The organism is Chryseobacterium daecheongense, assembly GCA_027920525.1.
In the GTDB taxonomy this organism is placed as follows: domain Bacteria; phylum Bacteroidota; class Bacteroidia; order Flavobacteriales; family Weeksellaceae; genus Chryseobacterium; species Chryseobacterium proteolyticum.
Map to the genome: position 1 here is coordinate 809957 of CP115858.1, position 15352 is coordinate 825308.

The window sequence follows — 15352 nt, forward strand, 5'->3', positions numbered from 1 at the left end:
TAATGAATTCTAAATTGAGAAAAATCACATATCAATTACATCTATGGCTCGGACTAATGTCCGGGCTTATAGTTGTAATAATGGCAGTTACCGGTTGCATCCTGGCATTTGAAAAAGAATTAAAACATACGTTCTATCCTGAAAAATATTTTGTCAGATCAGTTAAAAATGAAAAGCTCCCATTTTCGGAACTAAAATTGAAAGCTAAACAGGCATTACCTGACAGCTTAAAACTTAGCAGGGTAGAAATATCTTCCGATCCTTACCGCAGTTATGCATTCCGTTCCCTGAAAATGAATGACGAAGCATGGACATATTGGGGAACTTATATTTATTATTACAGGGTTTATATAGATCCTTATACCGGAAAAGTTCTTGCAGTTGAGAACGCCAAAACCGACTTTTTTGAAATTGTGATGGATCTCCACAGAAGATTATTGCTTGGAGAAAAAATAGGAAAGACCATTACGGGATATTCCACACTGATTTTAGCGATCATGCTTTTTTCCGGCTTAGTGATCTGGTATCCCCGTAAAATGAATAAAAATGCATTGAAAGGCATGTTTTTTATTAAAACATCAGCTAACTGGAAAAGAATTAATTATGACAGTCACAATGTTCTGGGTTTTTATGCTGTGATCCCTCTGCTTCTGATCTGCTATTCCGCAGTGATATGGAATTTTGAAAATATTGATCAATGGGTAAAGAAAACTTTAAACGGAAAGGCCCACACTGAACAAAAAGCTAAGAGTACAGTACCCGCCACCGGGTTCTCCAATCAAAAAATGATCCTGGATATCGTAGGGAATAAAGTGGAAAAAAGTCTGGCAGGTAAAAAATCCGCATTGATCAGTTTTCCCAAAAAAGAAGAGGGAACGTACTATGCAGAGATAACATATGGTGATAAACAATACCAGAATGAGCAATTCAATTTTGATCAATATACCGGGGAAACTTTAAAACATCAATTGTATAATGACAAAAATATCGGGAACGGAACCGCTCTAAGAGGAAGAAATTACGATCTGCATACAGGAAGTATTCTGGGTACGGCAGGCAGAATTTTATATCTCATTGCTGGTTTAATTGCGGCATCACTTCCCATTACAGGATTTATGATTTATCTAAACAGGAAAAAAAAGAAACCAACAAAAAGGAGTCATGCAAAAATTCATAAGCGAAGACATTCCTTTTTTCAAAATAGCCACTAAAAAGAGTAATAAAAATAGTACTCATTTTTATGGGCTTAAAAAATTATGAAATCAGTCTCTTTACATTTTCAGATAAAATTCTGATACTTTGTTCCATTTCTTCGAAAGTTAAGTTTCCAAATCCCAGCCTCATTGCCGTAAGATTTTTGTTTTGATACAATAATGTTTTAGGAATGAATAGGTTATTTTGAGCGCAATTCCTGCTGAGCTGCATAAGGTTCAGGGGAACATTCCACTCAATCCAGATCGCTAAGCCACCTGATGGTTTTTGGAACCGTATATATTCCCCAAGATATTCTTCCAGTAAAAGAGCGAACTGGTCCCTTCTTTCCTGATAAATCTTGACCGATTTCTTAAGATAACGATGAATTTCTCCTTCAGCAATCATTTCACCCAATACCTGCTCCATAAGAATATCACCCTGACGGTCTATAATTCCCAAATATTTACGCAATTCAGTCATCAGGTTTTCCGGAGCCACAATAAATCCTGTCCGGAATCCCGGGGCAAGTGATTTTCCGAAAGAACCGGTGTAAACAACCATTCCGTTTGTATCTGCACTTGCTAAAGGAAGGATAGGACTCTTATCATAATGGAAGTCATAATCGTAATCATCCTCCAGGATCACAAATCCAAATTCGTTCGCCAGATTCAACAGCTCTAGTCTTCTTTGAGCACTTAACGTTACCGTGGTAGGATAGTGGTGGTGAGGAGTGAGATATAACATCCGTATCTTTTGCTTTTTACAGGCCTCCCTTACATATTCCACCATAATTCCTTCTTCATCGATAGGAACAGGAACAATATGAACCCTGGCTTTCTCCAGTATCATATTAACCGAAAAATAGCTCAGTGCGCCTACCAATACAGTGTCGCCTTCTGATAAAAGTACTTCCGAGACAATATAGATGCTCATTTCCGTACTTCTTGTAATAAGCAGATTTTTTTTGGAAATAGGAAGCCCTCTTGATAGATTCAGGTAATGAGAAAGGTTCTTTTTAAAGAATTCACTTCCGTCATGATTATAATGGCCAAGCATTTTATGATGTGCTTTACGCTTGAGAATAGCACTGTAAATCTTGGAATGCTGGTCAATCTGTGTTATCCTGATATCCGGTACCCCATCATTCAACAGATATTCACATGCAGAATGCTCAAATGGGTTATCGAGGATATTGGACGTTTTAAAAGAAAAGCCTGTTGTTTTCGGATAATGTTCAAGGTCATTGGTTTCAAAATTTTTAACCTTTGTAGGCTCATCCTTATTTTTCCCGATAACAAATGTCCCCTTATTCGGGATGCTGTCCACCCAGCCCTGAGCAAACAGCTCATCATATACGGCAACAATCGTATTACGGTGCACTTCAAGGGTTTGACTTAAAGCCCTGGTTCCCGGAAGTTTGGTCCCAAAAGGTAGGTAACCACGCTGAATCGCATTGATCAGCTGATTGGCAATCTGCATATATATTGAAGCGTCTGAACTTCTGTTAATTTTGACAAAACTCTGATAAGGAATTTCAACCGGACTATCCATAATATTAAAACTGGCACCATTCAACCATCCGGCAATATACTACATTTGAATCAAAATAAAAATACATGGAATTTTACAATCTATTAGAACGTATTGTAAAAAATAATGAGGTTCATGCCAAATGGCTGAATACATTATCTTTTATGGAGAATGCAGGAGCCAGAAAAATTTCCAGCTGTGAGCATCCTACCCAGGTGAGCCAGATCCAGCTAAAACATGCAGCAGAAGAACACCGCCATGCCTACTATCTGAAAAAGCAGATCGGAAAGCTTAATCCCGACTTTTGTAAAACCTATGAAAAAGAAGAGCTTCTGGCTTCATTGGCAACCCGTCAATATCTGCACTCTTTGGATATTAAAGCGTGTAAATATTTACAAAAAGCATTTTCCTTAACCAAAGAAGAGCTAAAATATGCGGCTTACCTTTTTGTAACCTATGCCATTGAAGTACGTGCCGATGAGCTATATCCCGTATATCAGGATATCCTGACTAAAGAATCTTCTAAAATTATGGTAAAGTCAATCATTCTTGAAGAAGAAGGACACTTAGAGGAAATGATCAATCAACTGAATGAGTTTTCACCAGACTGGCAGCTTCATGCAGAAGAGATTCTTAAAATTGAACATCAGTTACATGAACAATGGATCAGTTCCATTACAAAAGAAGTAATAGAGCTGAATTAAAAATGGGAGGCGGTCAATTAGCTCATTTCCAGCAGGCATTGGATAAAAGAAGAGAGCAGGGAATCTTCAGGTCTCTCCGGCCTAAGCTTGAAGGAACAGATTTTTATTCTAATGATTATCTGGGTCTGGCACAAAATAAAGCATTTCAGCATTATTTGCTCGGGCAGGTTCAGAATAATCCTGCATTATTAGCAGGCAGCACAGGATCAAGACTAATCAGTGGTAATAGTACAGTAGCCGTTCACACGGAGGAATTTATTGCCCACCAACATCAATACGATTCAGCATTGCTTTTTTCTTCCGGATACAATGCCAATCTGGCTTTGTTCTCAGCCCTGCCAGGAAGACAGGATAGTATTATTGTAGACGAACACATCCACAGATCGGTACACGATGCCTGCTGCATCACCCATGCAAAAAAGATCAAGTTTAAACATAATGACCTTATCAGCTTAGAAGAAAAATTAAGCAAAATTCAGGGAAACTGTTATATTGGCATTGAAAGCCTGTATTCGATGGAAGGTGATTTTGCTCCTATCCAAAAAATCGTTGAGCTGGCAGAACAATACAATGCCCATCTCATCGTGGATGAAGCTCATTGTTTTGGTGTTTTAGGATATGGATTAGTTAATGAAAATCAATTACAGGACAGGGTTTTGGCTACTGTGATAACCTATGGTAAAGCTTTAGGAGCACATGGAGCAGCTATTTTAAGCAGTCGGCTGATCAAAGACTACCTCATTAATTTTGCGTCTCCTTTTATTTATACCACATCAGCACAGGATGTCCAATGGAACTCTGTAAAAGCCGGATATGATTTCCTGAAAATCCATCCTGAATTAGCATTAGAACTACAGCACAATATCACCCTTTTTAGAAAACAAGGACTTCAAAGCCCTTCATCAGAAAGCAGCCCGGTACAGGCTATTGTTATTCCTGATAACCACCAATTACAATTGCTGCAAAAAACATTATCGGAAAAGGGAATGCTCACCTATGCAGTCTACAGTCCAACCGTGAAAGAAGGAACAGAAAGATTGAGGGTCTGTCTGCACAATTTTAATACCGAAGAAGATATTATTGAGCTTGCCACAACAATCAGAGAAATTATGTGAATATAAAATAACGAAATCACAGAATTGAGGATTTGTAAGTTGATTATCAAGAGGTAAAAACCTTCTACTTTTTAACACATTATAAATCCACAATTTTAAGATTCAGCAAGTAAGCTGTTCAGCGATTTCGCCTTTAAACAATATTAAACCTATGAAATTATTTGTCACCGGAATAGGAACCGAAATAGGAAAAACAGTTTGTTCAGCAATTTTAACCAACCATTTTAAAGCAGATTACTGGAAACCCGTTCAATCCGGAGATCTGCATTATACGGACAGTATGAAAATTAATAATTGGGTGGGACATGAGGTCTGTTGTTATCCCGAAACCTACCGTTTACACCTCGCGGCTTCTCCTCATCAATCTGCAGCAGCAGAAGGAAAACAAATCAGTGTTGACGATTTTCAGTTACCGGATACATCAAACACCCTGGTCGTAGAGGGAGCCGGAGGATTAATGGTACCACTTTCGGATCATGAATTTATGATTGACCTGATAGAAAAACTGCAGTTACCTGTTGCCCTGGTAGTCAGAAATTATTTAGGATGTATCAATCACACTTTGTTATCCATAATGGCTTTAAGAGAAAGAGGGTTTTCATTAAAATACCTGATCCTTAACGGATCTTTTCCCACCGATACAGAACGGGTGATCATCAACTATATAGAAAAAGAAACCCATATCATCAGAATACCTGAGATAGATTCAATTACAAAAGAAAACATAGAAACAATATCAAACAATTTAAAACACGTATACAATGGATAAAACAACAAAACTTAGAAATGACTGGACGAAAGAGCAGATAGAGGAAATATTTAACCTGCCTCTATTAGAACTTGTATACAAAGCTGCGACCGTTCACCGGGAATGGCATAACCCTGAAGAAGTACAGATCTCAACGTTATTATCAATAAAAACAGGAGGTTGCGTGGAAGACTGTTCCTATTGCGGACAAGCTGCACGCTATCATACGAATATCAAAGTACAGGCCTTACTTCCTACAGAAAAAGTAATTGAACATGCTCAAAAAGCCAAAGATTCTGGATCTTCAAGGTTCTGTATGGCTGCTGCGTGGCGTGAAGTACGCAACAACAAGGATTTTGATCGCGTAATCGATATGGTGAAAGGAGTAAACGAGCTCGGATTAGAAGTTTGCTGCACATTGGGAATGCTGACAGAAGAGCAGGCAATACGTTTACAGGAAGCAGGGCTATATGCTTATAACCACAATCTGGATACCTCTGAACAGTATTATGAAGAAATTATTTCAACGCGTACATTCGATAACAGGATCAATACCATTAATAACGTTAGAAAAGCAGGAATTACTGTATGCTCCGGAGGGATTATCGGTCTTGGGGAAACCAATGGGGATCGTATTTCCATGCTGCTGACATTAGCTACAATGCCTAAACACCCGGAATCCGTTCCGATCAATGCCTTAGCCAGAGTAGCCGGAACCCCTCTTGAAAACAATCCCAAAGTAGATACCTGGGAAATGGTGAGAATGATCGCTACCGCAAGAATTGTAATGCCATCATCAATGGTTCGTTTGAGCGCGGGACGCATCGAGATGACCGAAACCGAACAGGCATGGTGCTTTATGGCAGGAGCTAATTCCATTTTTACCGGAGAAAGGGAAACTCTTTTAGTAACGCCAAACCCAGGAGTTTCGGAAGATATGCAAATGCTCAATACCCTCGGATTGAAACCGATGAAAAAAAGAGAAGAAGCCTTTGTGAATAGTGAAAGTTAGAAGTTAGAGGTTAGAGGTTAGAGGTTAGAGGCTAAATTACAGATAAGTCCAGATCTTTATTCTTTATTCTTTTCTCTTTTCTCCTCTTTTTCTCCCCTTCATCATACACACTAAAACAACACACAATATAAATCAATCTATGCCGAACGAATTACAAAAAAGAGACCGGGCCGTGAACTGGCACCCGTATACTCAGATGAAAACAGCTGACGATGCAATTCCTATCGTCAAAGGAAAAGGAGTATATCTCTACGACAATGAAGGTAAAAAATATATCGATGCTGTTTCATCATGGTGGGTTACTTTGCACGGACATGCTAATGAGCATATTGCCGAACGTGTTTACAGTCAGCTGAATACATTAGAGCAAGTTATTTTTGCCGGATTTACCCACGAACCGGCGATACAGCTTTCTGAAAACCTCCTGAAGCTATTACCGGATAATCAGGAGAAGGTTTTTTATTCAGATAACGGATCAACTGCGGTAGAAGTTGCTTTAAAAATGAGCATTCAGCATGCTTACAATCAGGGAAAATCAAAAACAAAGATACTTGCTTTCAAAGATGCTTATCATGGAGATACCTTTGGTGCAATGTCAGTGAGCGGAAGAAGCATCTGGACCCAGCCTTTTGGCGAAATGCTGTTTGAAGTGATCTTCATAGATACTCCGAATTCTGAAAATCTGGAAGAATTAAAAATCCGGATTGAAGATTTTGCCGATGATGTGGCCTGTTTTATTTACGAACCATTGATACAGGGAGCTGCCGGAATGCTGGTACACCATGCTGAAGATCTTAGTAAGCTTATGAAGTTCTGCAGGGAAAAAGAAATCATTCTGGTCCAGGATGAAGTTTTTACAGGATTCGGAAGAACGGGAAAACTTTTTGCATCGAATCACCTGTCCGAACAACCTGATATCATGTGTTTTTCAAAAGGATTAACAGGCGGAACAATGCCAATGGGTATTACAACCTGCTCAGAAGTGATTTTCAATGCTTTCTTATCCGATGATAAATATAAAACTTTATTCCATGGTCATTCCTTTACAGCAAATCCTTTAGCCTGTGCTGCGGCACTTGCCAGTATGGAGCTTTTATTACAGCAAGATACACAACTTGCCATTGAAAGAATCTCCCAACAACATGCTGATTTTACAAAAATCCTTCAGCAGCATAAGAAAGTGGAAAATGTCCGCCAAATGGGAACCATTCTGGCTTGGGAGCTCAAAACGGATCAGGGAACTTCGTATTTTAATGAAACCGGAAAAAAGATCTACAATGAATTTCTGTCCAGAGGAATTATCATGCGCCCGCTGGGAAATGTGATGTATCTGGTTCCTCCTTATTGCATTACCTCAGGAGAGCTTGATTTCATTTATGAAAATATCATAGACGTTCTTAACCTATTTCTGAAAATGAAATAGCCCATACTCTCGCTGCCGGCAACGATACACAGATTTAAAAAAACACAAAATTATGATCTGTTACATTAAGCATGGTATGCGGGAGTATATTTTTGCATCTTTTTTCGCTGATTGGAGGAGATACTGAAGAAAAGTAAATCTTTAATTCCACGCTGTCTAAATTTAAAGTTTAATGATCAATTTTTCCCTTGAATATTGATTCTTACCCCTTAAACTCTTAAATTAGCTCCTCATAATAACTATTACAATGATTCTTGAAACAGAGAGATTAGTCCTCAGAAACCTCCATGTAAGTGATAAAGAAGCTCTTTTCGAATACCGGTCAGATGCTGAAACCAATGAATTCCAAAGCTGGATCCCCAAAACAATAGATGAAGTGGAAGCTTTTATCCTTAGAAATCCTAAAGAATTCAATCAACCGGAAACCTGGTATCAGCTTTTGATTACGGACAGGAAGACAAATGACGTGATCGGGGATGTTGGCATCCATTTTATAGACAGTGACAACAAGCAGGTTGAATTTGGAATTACCCTGAACAAAAAACACCACCATAAAGGGTATGCTTCAGAAACATTGAAAAGCCTCATTGATTTGATGTTCAAAGACCTTAACAAGCATAGAATTACAACCTCTGTTGACCCCGCAAACAAAAGTTCAATTGATCTCATGAATCGTATAGGTTTCAGAAAAGAAGCTCATTTTGTTGAAAGCTTATATATAAATGGTGTTTGGGTTGATGATCTCGTTTTTGCTTTATTACAAAAAGAATGGCTTAATAAATAGCTTTTTGAATATATCTGGCACAATTTTGCCATGCTATTTCACAATATCACTACGTATTTAATTAAATATCTTTAGCGCATGAAAAATTTGGTAAACCTGCTTCTGGTACTGATCACTTTCGGGCTTACACCCGCACAAAAACTCATCCACAAAGAAATTTTCAGCCCACGGATGAACAAAAATATTAAAACCATTATCATTACACCCGATATTAAGCCTAAAGAAACGTATAAAACAGTTTATATTCTTCACGGGTTCAGTGGGAATCCGGACAGGCTTGTAAAGGAAGACCTGCCTAATCTGCTTGACAAAGCCAAAACCTACAACACGATTTATATCCTACCTGATGGCAATTACAGCAGTTGGTATGTAGACAGTCCTTTGAAAAAAGACTCACAATATCAGACTTTTATCGGAAAAGAGCTGGTAGACTATATCGATAAGAATTATCCTGTAAAAAAAGAGAAAAAGTACCGTGGTATCTTAGGATGGAGTATGGGTGGCTATGGTGCGGTAAACATCGGCGTAACTTATCAGGACACTTTTGGGATTGTGGGAAGTTCATGTGGAGCTTTAGACCTAAAATCTATTGGAAAAGGTTACGAACAATACAAAGTTAATGAGGTTTTAGGCCCTTTGGAAAAGCTTGATCCAAAGTTTCTTACGGACAGTAAAATAGAGAAAATGATCGGTGCCAACCAAACCTATATTTTCGATTGTGGTACTGAAGATCAGCAAATGATCATGATGAACAGGAAATTTCATGAAAAACTTGTAGCCAATAAAATCCAGCATCTATACATAGAATCACTGGGCGGCCACACTACGGAATACTGGAGCAGATCATTATCAGATCAACTGGCTTTGTTCAATAAATATTTTGATAACAAATAATCAAAAATAATTTGAGATAGTGATTTCAAAAATCTAAGAAATCGCACTTACTATAAAGTATGGAATAAGCCTTATATAAAGCAAACTAATCTTTTACAGCCATTTCATTTCCTATTGAAATGGCTTATTTTTTGGATGTTCATTCTAAATTAATTTCTATGATATCCATATTGCTCTTAGAACTCAACTGGAAAGAATTACTGATGGGACATGAGGAATGGTCATTTATTCTTGAAATCATTCTTCGTACAGCTATTATGTTTCTGACAATCATTATTGGCCTCCGTGTTTTAGGCAAAAGGGGTGTAAAACAACTCTCTATTTTTGAACTTGTTGTTATTATCGGTTTAGGTTCTGCCGCCGGAGACCCCATGTTCAATAAAGATGTCGGAATTATTTCTTCCATCATTGTTTTCCTAGTGATCATCATTATGTACAGCATCATTACCTATCTGATCGGAAAATACAAAAACGTTGAAAAAATCATTGAAGGAACTTCTATCTGCCTTATTAAAAATGGGAAGTTTGCTATTGAGAACTTCAAAAAAGAAAATCTGGGAAGCGATGAATTTTTTGCAGAGTTAAGATTAAAAGGCATATCACAGCTGGGACAGATCGAAACAGCTATTGAAGAAATTTCAGGAGAAATCAGCGTATTTTATTTTGAAGATACCCAGGTAAAATATGGCCTTCCTATTATGCCGGACTCTTTAAAAAAAACCGTAAAGTACATCGATGAAGAAGGATATTATTCATGTACTTTCTGTGGACAAACGGAAATAAAAAATCAGGGAAATGCAGGAGATTGTCCGGTTTGTAAAAAAGATGAATGGGTATTGGCAAGCAATAGGAAAAGAGTGACATAAACATCAATTGAAGTTTAAAAAAATTCCTAAACTGTAAAAATTGAGTTCTAGTAAAAACTTTTTTTTATTTAGCAATCTTTATAAATCGCGGTACTCCTGGCAAACTTAAAAAAACAATCCTGATCATCTCATGATAATTAAAGTTTCCTAAAATCTAAGTGTTCTTTTTTCCTTATATTTGTTATCCCAAGTATCAGTTTTAAATAAAAACTGTGAAAAGTCTCATTAATCATTAACCCTTTTTATAACATTAATTTCCTCTTTACATGGTAATATCTGTGTAAAGCAATGGAAGAATACTTGTAAAAAACACTCAAATACCCGATAATTACACGTGAAGATTCACAATAAAAGAAAATACCTCAGTTTTCTTAAGTTTAAAAGAGATTTTCAGAAATATGGTCTCGAGAAAGTACGCAGCTATGAACTTGTCCTTCATTGGCTAAGCAACAGACTCAGCCGCAGCCAGTTTCTTATTCTTTCGGGTATCCTGGTTGGATGCACTGCCGGACTGGCAGGTGTGATCCTTAAAACATTGGTTCATACCATCCATTATTTCATTGTCAATAAAGTCCATTTCGAATATCAGATCCTTTTTTATATTGTTTTTCCTTTTTTAGGAATTGTACTGACTACCAGTATTGTTCTTACTTTATTTAAAGGGCAGGACAGGAAAGGAATCGGCGCCATTCTTTATGAGATAGCTCAAAACTCCAGTATCGTTTCTTCAGTAAAAATGTACTCGCAGATTGTGCAGAGTGCCATTACCGTAGGATTGGGAGGATCTGCAGGGCTGGAAAGCCCTATCGCCGTTACCGGTGCTGCCATAGGATCAAATTATGCGCAGACTTATCGTTTAGGATATAAAGAAAGAACTTTGCTTTTAGCTGCAGGAGCAACAGCAGGTATTGCGTCCGCATTCAATGCCCCGATAGCAGGAGTAATGTTCGCATTTGAGATCCTGTTGACGGGAGTTGTCTTTTCCGATTTTATTCCGCTTGTAGTTGCTGCGGTCTGCGGAAGTCTTTTATCCAGGATATTGCTTCAGGAGGATATCCTTTTCAGGTTTCACGCCAGAGAATCTTTTAATTACCACAATGTTCCGTATTATCTGATATTAGGTATTGTTACAGGTTTATATGCCAGATATTTTGTGATCATCTCCCAGAAAGTAGAACATTTTATTAAGGAACTGAAAGTTTCCCGCATACGCAAGGCAATGATCGGAGGAGCTGCGTTGTCCTTACTTTGCGTCCTGTTTCCTCCGTTATTTGGTGAAGGTTATGAAACAGTAAAGGATTTCACCAATGGAAATACCCATTTTATAATTGAAAACAGTCTTTTCAGATACTTTGAAATCGGAAACTGGACGGTCATTATTTTTCTGGTCCTGATATGCCTGTTAAAAGCTTTTGCGACTTCTATTACCATTTTCAGTGGCGGGAACGGGGGGAACTTTGCACCTTCACTTTTTGCGGGAGGTACTGTCGGTTTTCTTTTTGCCATGATCTGCCAGCAAATAGGGTTTGAGGATGTTCCTGTTACCAATCTGGTTCTTGTAGGAATGGCAGGCGCGATGAGTGGCGTACTATATGCACCTCTTACGGCTATATTTCTTATTGCCGAATCCAGTTTCGGATATGATCTGTTCATTCCGTTAATGATCGTTTCTGTAATGTCTTATTTAATGGCAAAATGGTTTTCCCCGATATCTCCGGAGCTAAAAAACATGGCTGATGAGGGCAAAATATTTACCCATGAGCATGATAAAAACCTGATGTCTTCACTTCGTACAAAAGAATTGATAGACAGGGACTCCCAGACTATTAGCCAGGATGCTCCCATTAATGATTTGTATGAACTGATCAAAAATGGAAAAAAGAACATATTTGCAATAACGGATGATGAAAAAATGCTGAAAGGAATTCTAACATTGGACGATATCCGGCCTTTGCTTTTTAACAGGGATAAAGATGCGTCATTCACCATCCAGCAGCTTATGAAAGCTCCGCCGGCAGTTATTCACCCCGAAGATGAGCCTTTGAAGATCATTCAGGTTTTCGATGAAACAGGGGTTTGGAATTTACCTGTTGTGGATGCTCAAAACCGTTTTATCGGCTTCATTTCAAAATCTACCGTTTTAATGAGCTACAGAGAATTGCTGAAGGAATATTCCGATTAGAATCCTTTTATTTTAAGAAACAATATTTGATATCTTTGTATCCATGAATATCCTAATCATAGAAGACGATCAGAGAGTTGCCCAGCTTACCCAAAGAGGTCTGGAAGAACAGGGATTTACGGTAACTCTGGCTTATGACGGGTTGTCCGGAAAGAAATTGGCCTTACAGAATGATTACGATCTTGTGATAACGGATATCGTTCTTCCTAAAATGGATGGAATCGACCTTTGCCGGGAAGTACGCCTGATCAAGCCTGACCTTGCGATCATTATGCTTACCGCATTGGGAACAACGGACGATAAGGTAGAGGGTTTTGATGCCGGTGCAGACGACTATCTTGTAAAACCGTTTGAAATGAGGGAATTACTGGTAAGAATAAGAGCTTTACTGAAACGCAACAACAAAGCTGCTCAGAATTCGGGATTTATCCTGCGTTACGCTGACCTGGAAATGAACCTTCATACCAAGATAGTTAAAAGGAATACAAAAGATATCAACCTCACTCCGAAAGAATTCAAACTGCTCGAATACATGATGCACAACCCGGAAAGAGTGCTGTCAAGAGTAGAAATTGCCGAAAAAGTATGGGATACCCATTTTGATACGGGAACTAATTTTATCGATGTATATATCAATTACCTTCGTAAGAAAATAGATAAAGATTTTGATCAGAAACTCATCCATACCAAATCCGGTATGGGATTTATTCTTAAATTGGAGTGATGCAAATCAAAACCAGGCTTACCATATTATTCACCATTATTACAGCAACTATTTTGCTGGTATTTGCTTTTGTAATCTATTTTTCCGCAAGCCAAAGCAGGGAAACCGAATTTTATGCGCTTTTAAAAAAAGAAGCCTACACCAAAGCCAATCTGTTCCTGAATGCTAAAGTAGACAAACATACCCTCCAGGAAATCTATCACAATAACCGTAAAACCCTGAATGAGGTTGAAGTAGCTATTTATAATACAGATCATCAGCTTTTATATCATGATGCAGTGGATATTGATTTCGTAAAGGAAACCTCAAAAATGCTTGATGATATCAATTCCAAAGGAAACATTCAGTTTTATCAGGATAACTGGCAGGTGATTGGGGTTACTTATACGTACCAGGGACAAAAATATCTGGTTACGGCGGCAGCGTATGACCAATATGGATACAGCAAAGTCAGTAATTTATTGAAAACGATTGTCATTGTTTTTATATTTTCAATCATCATCATTTTTCTGGCAGGAAGAATCTTCTCAAGAAAAGCGTTTCAGCCCGTAAATGAAATGACGGAAAAAGCTCGGAATATTTCAGCAACAAATCTCGATCTTAGACTGGAAACTACAGGAAATAAGGATGAGTTATCGGAACTGGCCAATACCTTTAATGACATGCTCAATCGTCTGGAAAGCTCTTTTGATGCCCAGAAAAATTTTGTTTCCAATATTTCCCATGAACTGAGAACCCCTCTGGCCGCAATCATTACCGAACTGGAACTTTCCATTAATAAGGAGAGGACCAATGACGAATATAAAACTGTGATCAGCAATGTATTAGACGACTCCAAAAAGCTGGTCCGTTTATCAAACAGCCTTCTGGATTTTGCCAAAGCAAGTTATGATCCTACGGAAATTTCCTTTAAACCTGTAAGGATCGATGAGATATTGCTGGATGCCCGACAGCAGGTTCAGAATTATAACTATGATTATAAGATTGACCTCAATTTCAAAGCTGATATTGATGATGAAAACCAGATTACGGTAAATGGAAATGAGTATCTTTTAAAAGTGGCATTTGTAAACCTTCTTGAAAACGGATGTAAATTCTCCGATGACCATAAAAGCACAGTCTCCATTATATTCAGTAATGAAAAAATTATCCTTACATTTTCAGACCTTGGAATTGGTATTTCAGAAACAGATATGAACTTTATTTTTGCTCCTTTCCATCGAGGTGAAAATAAAGAATTTGCGGATGGAAACGGAATAGGGCTTCCTCTTACCAAAAAAATAGTTGATCTGCATAAAGGCAGCATCACCGTATCTTCGCAAAAAAACAAAGGGACAACCTTCACGGTAGAGCTCCCGCATTTATAAAATTTCTAATAAAATTCTAATTTTTTTCTAGTGGTTCTCTAACCGTGTTTGTGGCAGATTGTAAAGACCTTTGTGCCAGCAAAATAAAAGAAGAGGAATCATGGGATTATTGGAATTTACAATCAGACTTTTAAGCGGAATGTTATTAGGTTCCGCCATCGGTATCGAAAGACATTGGCGTCAGAAAAGTGCGGGTTTACGTACCAATGCTCTGGTTTCCCTGGGTGCTACGGCCTTCATTCTTCTTTCCATTAAAATCGGTGGCGATGCTACCGGAAGGATTGCTTCATATATTGTAAGCGGTATAGGCTTTCTCGGTGCCGGAGTAATCATGAAAGACGGACTCAATGTACAGGGATTGAATACCGCTGCAACCATATGGTGTTCTGCCGCTGTAGGTGCTCTTAGCGGAATGGGTCTTCAGATGGAAGCCGCGGTAGTTACTGTTACCGTTATGTTCACCCACATTATCCTTCGTCCTATAGGTATTCACCTAAACAGATTCACTTTCGTAAAATCCGGAAATGTACAGACAGACTATCTCTTTACAATAAAATGTACGGCCGAAGTGGAAAACCATATCCGTGTACTGCTCATGCAGATGCTGGGAAATGATGAAAAATTGTTACTGAAATCCCTGTCAAGCGATGATGTAGATGATAATGTTATCATCACCGCTGTAATCGTTACCGCAACGCCTCAGGACAGCCTTATAGAACGTACGGCAAGCCGTCTTACCATAGAGGAAAAAGTACATAAGGTCAGTTGGGAGATTATAGGTACCCAGTCGGAATTATAATCTCTCTCTT

The 15352-nt window shown here is 38.3% G+C and carries 14 protein-coding genes; 13 read left to right on the forward strand and 1 reads right to left on the reverse strand.

Going from position 1 to position 15352, the window contains the following annotated elements; genetic code table 11:
- Positions 1-2 precede the first annotated feature (2 nt).
- Complete coding sequence (locus tag PFY10_03410; protein WBV57490.1) at positions 3-1211, forward strand: PepSY-associated TM helix domain-containing protein; 1209 nt, start codon at positions 3-5, stop codon at positions 1209-1211.
- Positions 1212-1254: 43 nt separating this feature from the next.
- Here PFY10_03410 and PFY10_03415 read toward each other — a convergent pair whose 3' ends face one another.
- Positions 1255-2745 (reverse strand): PLP-dependent aminotransferase family protein, encoded by a 1491-nt coding sequence (locus PFY10_03415; GenBank protein ID WBV57491.1) that lies wholly within the window; start codon positions 2743-2745, stop codon positions 1255-1257.
- Between the two features lie 65 nt (positions 2746-2810).
- On the opposite strand from PFY10_03415, the gene PFY10_03420 reads away from it, so the two are divergent.
- The 12 genes from PFY10_03420 (at position 2811) to PFY10_03475 (ending at position 15342) form a co-directional block, all read left to right on the forward strand.
- A complete protein-coding gene (locus PFY10_03420) occupies positions 2811-3428 on the forward strand; it encodes a hypothetical protein (GenBank protein WBV57492.1) in 618 nt (205 codons plus the stop codon).
- Positions 3386-4543 (forward strand): aminotransferase class I/II-fold pyridoxal phosphate-dependent enzyme, encoded by a 1158-nt coding sequence (locus PFY10_03425; GenBank protein ID WBV57493.1) that lies wholly within the window; start codon positions 3386-3388, stop codon positions 4541-4543. The genes PFY10_03420 and PFY10_03425 overlap by 43 nt, the downstream gene beginning before the upstream one ends.
- Positions 4544-4694: 151 nt before the next feature.
- Positions 4695-5312: a dethiobiotin synthase gene (bioD, locus tag PFY10_03430; protein WBV57494.1), complete on the forward strand. Its 618-nt coding sequence runs from the start codon at positions 4695-4697 to the stop codon at positions 5310-5312.
- On the forward strand, positions 5305-6303 hold the full coding sequence (gene bioB / locus PFY10_03435) for a biotin synthase BioB (protein ID WBV57495.1): 999 nt from the start codon (positions 5305-5307) through the stop codon (positions 6301-6303). Before bioD ends, bioB begins: the two co-directional genes overlap by 8 nt.
- 139 nt (positions 6304-6442) lie before the next feature.
- Positions 6443-7726, forward strand: a complete 1284-nt coding sequence (bioA, locus tag PFY10_03440; protein WBV57496.1) for an adenosylmethionine--8-amino-7-oxononanoate transaminase — start codon at positions 6443-6445, stop codon at positions 7724-7726.
- Between the two features lie 247 nt (positions 7727-7973).
- Positions 7974-8510 (forward strand): GNAT family protein, encoded by a 537-nt coding sequence (locus PFY10_03445; protein WBV57497.1) that lies wholly within the window; start codon positions 7974-7976, stop codon positions 8508-8510.
- 78 nt (positions 8511-8588) lie between these two features.
- On the forward strand, positions 8589-9404 hold the full coding sequence (locus PFY10_03450) for an alpha/beta hydrolase-fold protein (GenBank protein WBV57498.1): 816 nt from the start codon (positions 8589-8591) through the stop codon (positions 9402-9404).
- 158 nt (positions 9405-9562) lie between these two features.
- Positions 9563-10270, forward strand: coding sequence for a DUF421 domain-containing protein (locus PFY10_03455; protein WBV57499.1), 708 nt, complete (start codon positions 9563-9565; stop codon positions 10268-10270).
- 334 nt (positions 10271-10604) lie between these two features.
- Positions 10605-12452 carry a chloride channel protein gene (locus PFY10_03460; protein WBV57500.1) on the forward strand — a complete coding sequence of 616 codons (1848 nt, stop codon included), beginning with the start codon at positions 10605-10607 and terminating at the stop codon, positions 12450-12452.
- 43 nt (positions 12453-12495) lie between these two features.
- Positions 12496-13176, forward strand: coding sequence for a response regulator transcription factor (locus tag PFY10_03465; protein ID WBV57501.1), 681 nt, complete (start codon positions 12496-12498; stop codon positions 13174-13176).
- Entirely contained in the window at positions 13176-14543 is a 1368-nt protein-coding gene (locus tag PFY10_03470; GenBank protein WBV57502.1) for a HAMP domain-containing sensor histidine kinase, read from the forward strand. The genes PFY10_03465 and PFY10_03470 overlap by 1 nt, the downstream gene beginning before the upstream one ends.
- Before the next feature lie 100 nt (positions 14544-14643).
- Positions 14644-15342, forward strand: coding sequence for an MgtC/SapB family protein (locus PFY10_03475; GenBank protein ID WBV57503.1), 699 nt, complete (start codon positions 14644-14646; stop codon positions 15340-15342).
- Positions 15343-15352 lie beyond the last annotated feature (10 nt).